Consider the following 5,178-nt stretch of genomic DNA (forward strand, 5'->3'; position numbering starts at 1 on the left):
GCGCGAATGACGAAGGAAGGTTCGACCATCCCCGCGCTTTCCTGTAACCCGGCGCGATATGTCGAGCCGTTTCGATAACCTGCCGCACCGCCGCGCGATCATCGACCGGCGTGCCTTGTCCGATCGCGTTGCCGCGCTCGACATCGCCGATCCAGGGACCTTGCGCCGTGCGGTGACCGCCGAGCTCAAGCTCGCGCTCGACGCGGGCCGGGCGGAGATCGCGCAGCGGCTCGCCGAGCGTCCGACGCGCGGGCTGGAGGCGGCGAACGGCCAGGCGTTCCTGATCGACCAATTGATCCGCGTGCTGTTCGACGCGGTGACCCAGCGGCTCTATCCGCTGAGCAACCCCACCGCGGCCGAGCGGCTCGCGATACTCGCGGTCGGCGGCTACGGGCGCGGCGAGATGGCGCCGCATTCGGATGTCGACATCGCCTTCCTCACCCCGTGGAAGCAGACCCCCTGGGCCGAGCAGGTGATCGAATCGATGCTCTATGCCTTGTGGGATCTCGGGCTGAAGGTCGGGCATTCGAGCCGCTCGCTCGACGAAATGGTGCGCCAGGCGAAGAGCGACGTGACGATCCGCACTGCCTTGCTCGAGGCGCGCTACGTATGGGGCGACGAGGCGCTCGCCGACGAAGCGGCGCTGCGCTTCAAGGCCGAGGTGCAGCGCGGCACCGAGCGCCAGTTCATCGCCGACAAGCTTGCCGAGCGCGACCAGCGCCACATCAAGATGGGCGATTCGCGCTATGTCGTCGAGCCCAACGTCAAAGAGGGCAAGGGGGGGATGCGCGATCTCCATGCCTTGTTCTGGATCGGCAAATATATCTACGACGTCGATCGCGCCGCCGAGCTGGTAGGCAAGGGGCTGCTCACCGCGGCCGAATATCGCCAGTTCCACCGCGCCGACAATTTCCTGTGGGCGGTGCGCTGCCACCTGCATCTCATCACCGGGCGCGCCGAGGACCGGCTGACCTTCGACGTCCAGCGCGAGATCGCCGAGCGGATGCGCTTTTCCGAACGGCCGGGGCGCTCGGGGGTCGAGCGCTTCATGCAATATTATTTCCTGCAGGCGAAGACGGTGGGGACGCTGACCGGGGTGTTCATCGCGCATCTCGACGAGCAATTCGCCGCGCGCGGGCGCCGCTTCGGGTTGCCGACGATCCGCCGGCGACCGCGCAAGCTGGGCGGCTTCGTGCTCGATCGCGGGCGGCTGGCGCTGCCGCGCGACGATTTCTTCGCCGAGGATCCGGTGCGGCTGATCGAGATTTTCCAGCTCGCCGATCTGCACCGGCTGGAAATCCACCCGCTGGCGATGCGCGCGGCGAACCGCGACGCCAAATTGGTCGACGACATCCGTGACGACCCGCGCGCCAACGCCTTGTTCCTCGACGTGCTGGCGAGCCCGCGCGACCCCGAACTGGTGCTGCGCTGGATGAACGAGGCGGGGGTGTTCGGCCGTTTCGTCCCCGATTTCGGGCGCGTCGTGGCGCAGATGCAGTTCGACATGTACCACCATTATACCGTCGACGAGCATACGATCCGCGCGATCGGCTTGCTGAGCCAGATCGAGCATGGCGAATTTTCCGACGAGCATCCGCTCTCGACCGCGATCTTCCGCCAGATCGTGTCGCGTCGCGCGCTTTATGCTGCGGTATTGCTGCACGATATCGCCAAGGGGCGCGGGGGCGATCATTCGGTGCTCGGCGCGCAGGTGGCCGAGCGGCTGTGCCCGCGCTTCGGGCTGACCCCGGCGGAGACCGAGACGGTGGCGTGGCTGGTGCGTTACCACCTGCTGATGTCGGCGACCGCGTTCAAGCGCGACCTTTCGGATTTCAAGACGATCCTCGATTTCACCGCCGTCGTGCAGTCGCCCGAGCGGCTCCGCATGCTGCTCGCGCTCACCGTGGTCGATATCCGCGCGGTCGGGCCGGGGACCTGGAACGGGTGGAAGCGGCAATTGCTCACCGATCTCTACGAGGCGGCGGAGGAAGTGCTGCGGCTCGGCCACAAGCAGCGCGGGCGCAGCGAGCGGCTCGAGCAGAAACAGGCCAATCTCGCACGGAGCCTGGGGTGGGACGAAAAGGCGCTGCGCGCTTATGCCCGGCGGCTGCCCGAGCCTTATTGGATCGCGGAGCCCGAGGATGTGCTGGCGTATAATGCGCGCTTCATCACCGCGGCGGGCGATGCGCAGCTCGCGATCGACGCGCAAATCTATCCGGGGCGCGATGCGACATTGGTGACGGTCTATGCCGCCGATCACCCGGGGATCTTCTATCGCATCGCGGGGGCGATCCACCTCGCCGGGGGCAATATCATCGACGCGCGGATCCACACCACGCGCGACGGGATGGCGCTCGACAATTTCCTCGTCCAGGATCCGCTCGGGCGGCCGTTCGAGGAGGCGGGGCAGCTCAACCGGCTACGCACCGCGATCGAGGATGCTTTGGCCAATCGCGGCAAATTGATCGACCGGCTGAAGGCCAAGGCGCCGCCGCGCGTCCGCGCCGACGCCTTCCGCATCGTGCCCAATGTGCTGGTCGACAATCACGCTTCCAACCGCTTCACCGTGGTGGAGATCAATGCGCGCGATCGGCCGGCGCTGCTCAACCAGCTTGCGCATGCGTTGTTCCAGTCGAAGGTGACGATCCATTCGGCGCATGTCGCGACTTATGGCGAGCGCGCGGTGGATACTTTCTACCTGACCGATCTGACCGGGGACAAGATCACCGCCGGCGCGCGGGTCAAGGCGCTGGAGAAACGGCTGCTCGATGCGGCGGCGGGGGTGACGGCGGAACTGGCGGCCTAGCGGCCCTCCATCGTTCCCGCGAAGGCGGGAATCCATTGTCGCTGGCCTCTCGATAGAATCGGAACCGCGGCGCTAATGGATTCCCGCCTTCGCGGGAATGACGTGGGCGTGGTGAATGGGATTCGGCAATTCTTGGGGATTGCCGAACCGGGCCTTACTTCGGCGCCAGCACCATCAGCATCTGGCGGCCTTCCATGCGCGGATAGGCTTCGACCTTGGCGATTTCTGCAACCGCTTCGGCGACGCGCTGGAGCACCGCCATGCCGAGCTGGCCGTGGCTCAGCTCGCGCCCGCGGAAGCGCATCGTCACCTTGACCTTATCGCCCTCCTCGATGAACTCGACGACCTTCTTCATCTTGGTGTCGTAATCGTGGTCGTCGATGTTCGGACGCATTTTGATCTCCTTGATCTCCTGCGTCTTCTGAGACTTGCGGGCGGCGTTCGCCTTTTTCTGCGCCTCGTATTTATATTTGCCGACATCGAGGAACTTGGCCACGGGCGGATCGGCGTTGGGCGACACCTCGACCAGGTCGAGGCCGACCTCGCGGGCCTGTTCGATCGCCTCGCGCGTGTACATCACGCCGAGATTCTCGCCCTCATGGTCGATCACACGGACCTTGGGGCTTTGAATCCACTCGTTGAAACGGGGGCCATTCATCGGCGGCGCCTGCATCGGGCGGCGCATCATGGGCGGACGGATAGGTACTTCTCCTGCTGATTCATCGCGCGCGATATAAGGCTTCCCGGGCCAAACCGAAAGATGCGAAACGGCCGCCGCGATATTTGTCGCGACGGCCGTGTCCTCGGCGCAATGGCGGTCAGAACGCGCCGCGCAAGGTGACGCCGTACATGCGCGGTTCGCCGGGGAATCCGACGAACAATTGGTTGGCTGAGCCCGCGAAGCCGCTCGACGCCGGTGCGGCGACCGAGCGCCACGTCCCGCTGCCTTGCAGCGGCATGTCGGCGCCGATCTGGAAATAGCGCTGGTTGAAGATGTTCTGCGCCCAGAACTCCACGCCCCATTTCTTGTCGGGGCCGTAGAGGCCGATGCGGCCGTTCACCACGACGAAGGCGTCCTGCACCTTTTCGAGATCGAGATCGGAGCCGGTGTTGGTGTCGCTCTGCAGCCGCGCGTCGAGGTAGAAGAGCGCGGAAAGCTTGTCGCTGACCTGCGGAGACCAGCTCACCCCGGTGGTGACGGTGTAGCGCGGCGCGTTCGACACGCTGTTGCCGGGGAGCTGGAACAGCACCGGCGACAGCGGGCGCCCGCCGGTGCCGACCAGATTGTCGCGATATTTGGCGTCGGTATAGGTCAGCGCCATATTGACCGAGACCTGCCGGATCGGGCGCAGGAACGCCTCGATCTCGAACCCCTTGGAGATCACGCCGGGGCGCAGCCGATCGGGCGAACAGCCGCCGGTCAGCGCCGAGGCATCGCGATCCGCGCCCTGCAGACTATCGCGGCACGACTGGATGTTGGTGACCTCGAAGTTCACGCCATTATAGGTGTTGAGCTGATAGTCGCTATATTCCTGGTAGAAGCCGGCGAGGTTGATATCGACCCCGGGCCCTTTCCATTTGAGGCCGATTTCATAAGCGTTGACCTTCTCGCTGGCGAAGGCGAGATCGGCGGCCTCGGGGCGGCCGTTGCCCGGCATATTGGCCGGCAGCGCCAGCCGCGCCGCGCAGGCGGCATCGAACGCGGTGTTGCAGGTGCGATCGAGCGCTGAATAATCGAGGTTGAACCCGCCCGCCTTATAGCCCTTCGATGCCGAGGCGTAGATCATCAGCGCGTCGACCGGCTTGAACGACAAGACCGCGGTGCCAGTCCATTCGCCGTCGCTGAAGCGCGTGCCGGGCGACCCCGCCGCGATGCTCGGCGCGGTGCCGTTGATCACGCAGGGCAAGGCGGCGAGCGACTGGAACGGCGAATTGACGATCAGCGGGCAGAGCGTGTCGTTCTGCATCGCCACGCCTTGCAGCTTCTTGCGCTCCCAGGTGTAGCGCGCGCCGATCGTCAGCATCAGTTTGTCGGGCACCACATCGAAGGTATTGTGGGTGAAGATCGCATAGTTCGAGCTGTTCTGGCGGAAATCGGAGCCGTTGCTGCCGGTGCCGTTGATCGCGATATTGGGCTGGCCGAGCACCGCAGCGAGGCTGCCGAAGCCGGGGCGCGCCGGATTGGCGATCAGCGCCTGCAAGGTCGAGCGGGCGGTGCCGGGCGGCAGCGCGGCGATCGTCCGCTGCACCACGGGCACGTTGACGCAATATTGGTTGCTCGGCAGCAGCGCGCTCGGCAGCGCCTGCGCCATCAGCAGGCAATTGGCGTAGCGCTCGTAATCCTTGCCATATTTGATGTCGTCGGAGACATC

3 protein-coding genes are annotated in these 5,178 nt (G+C 65.4%); 1 reads left to right on the forward strand and 2 read right to left on the reverse strand.

Annotation, left to right across the window (positions count from 1 at the left end):
- The first annotated feature begins 58 nt into the window (after positions 1 to 58).
- Positions 59 to 2,806, forward strand: coding sequence for a [protein-PII] uridylyltransferase (locus BGN95_RS09470; RefSeq protein WP_286772480.1), 2,748 nt, complete (start codon positions 59 to 61; stop codon positions 2,804 to 2,806).
- Positions 2,807 to 2,960: 154 nt separating this feature from the next.
- Here the strand turns inward: BGN95_RS09470 and infC are convergent, their stop codons facing one another.
- Together infC and BGN95_RS09480 are read right to left on the reverse strand one after the other, a co-directional pair.
- A complete protein-coding gene (gene infC / locus BGN95_RS09475; RefSeq protein WP_179513202.1) occupies positions 2,961 to 3,494 on the reverse strand; it encodes a translation initiation factor IF-3 in 534 nt (177 codons plus the stop codon).
- Positions 3,495 to 3,624: 130 nt separating this feature from the next.
- Positions 3,625 to 5,178 (reverse strand): TonB-dependent receptor domain-containing protein (locus BGN95_RS09480; protein WP_286772481.1); only part of this gene is annotated, 1,554 nt, incomplete at its 5' end.

It is taken from the genome of Sphingomonas sp. 66-10 (assembly GCF_001897045.1).
Lineage (GTDB): Bacteria > Pseudomonadota > Alphaproteobacteria > Sphingomonadales > Sphingomonadaceae > Sphingomonas > Sphingomonas lycopersici.

Coding starts and splice junctions, on each gene's coding strand:
- BGN95_RS09470 (WP_286772480.1), top strand. CDS start 59: ATGTCGAGCCGTTTCGATAACCTGCCGCACCGCCGCGCGATCATCGAC.
- infC (WP_179513202.1), bottom strand. CDS start 3,494: ATGATGCGCCGCCCGATGCAGGCGCCGCCGATGAATGGCCCCCGTTTC.